Origin of the sequence: Sphingopyxis sp., assembly GCF_025869345.1 — a bacterium.
Taxonomy (GTDB): domain Bacteria; phylum Pseudomonadota; class Alphaproteobacteria; order Sphingomonadales; family Sphingomonadaceae; genus Sphingopyxis.
The window spans coordinates 1-1,124 of record NZ_JAOZVW010000084.1 but is presented as its reverse complement, the minus strand read 5'-3'; the positions used below and the strand labels follow the sequence as shown (position 1 = coordinate 1,124).

The following is a 1,124-nucleotide window of genomic DNA, read 5'->3' as shown; positions in this document are numbered from 1 at the left end:
GTTGGGGCGGGGTCTTGAAGCCTTGCGCAAGGCCGATGGACCCCACCCCCAACCCCTCCCCTGAAGGGGAGGGGCTTTAGAAGATTGGACGCCCTCATTTCGGCAGCCTCGTCACCAGCGAACTCGTATCCTTGCGCCCGCCGCCGGCCCTCTGCACATCGGCGTAGAATTGATCGACGAGGCTCGCGACCGGCAGCGTCGCGCCGTTCACCCGCGCTTCGTCGAGGGCGAGGCCGAGGTCCTTGCGCATCCAGTCGACCGCGAAGCCGAAGTCGAACTCGTCCTTCGCCATCGTGCCCCAGCGGTTGAGCATCTGCCAGCTCGCCGCGGCGCCGCCCGACACCGCCTCGAACACCTTGCCGGTGTCGAGCTTCGACGCCTGCGCGAAGCGCACCGCCTCGGACAGCCCCTGGAGCACCCCGGCGATCGCGATCTGGTTGACCATCTTGGTCGTCTGCCCGGCGCCGGGGCCGCCGATGTGGGTGATGCGCGCGGCATAGGCGCGCATGATCGGCTCGGCGGCGTCGAACGCGGCCTGCGTGCCGCCGCACATCGCCGACAGCGTCCCCGCCTGCGCGCCCGACTCGCCGCCCGAGACGGGGGCGTCGACACAGAGCAGGCCCAGCCCCTCGGCCTCGACCGAAAGCTGGCGGGCGATGCGCGCCGAAACGGTGGTGTGGTCGATGAACAGCGCGCCTTTCTTCATCGCCCTGAAGGCGCCGTCGCGGCCGAGCGTGACCTGCGCGAGGTCGTCGTCGTTGCCGACGCAGCTCAGCACGACATCGGCGTTTTGCGCGGCCTCGGCGGGCGTCGCCGCCGCCGTGCCGCCATATTCGGCGACCCAGGCGTCGGCCCTGGCGCGGGTGCGGTTGTAGACGGTGAGGGCGTGCCCCGCCTTGACGAGATGCCCCGCCATCGGCCCGCCCATGACGCCGGTGCCGATGAAAGTGACGCGCAATTTCTGTTCGCTCATGGGGCGATCCATAACCATGGTTTGCGCGGCGCGCCAGCGCTCAAGCCTCTCTCTTGGCGACAACATAATTTGGAAGCTGGGCGCTCATTGTCCTTTTTCGTCACCCCGGACTTGATCCGGGGTCCCGCTTGTCACCGCCCAAAAGCGGGAC

Annotated in this window: 1 protein-coding gene; it reads right to left on the bottom strand. The window is 68.9% G+C overall.

Annotation, left to right across the window (positions count from 1 at the left end; all coding sequences use genetic code 11):
• Nucleotides 1-94 precede the first annotated feature (94 nt).
• The gene (locus tag OJI97_RS09300; protein ID WP_297662872.1) at nucleotides 95-973 is read right to left on the bottom strand and encodes an NAD(P)-dependent oxidoreductase; all 879 of its coding nucleotides are present in this window, start codon (nucleotides 971-973) and stop codon (nucleotides 95-97) included.
• Between the last annotated feature and the right edge of the window lie 151 nt (nucleotides 974-1,124).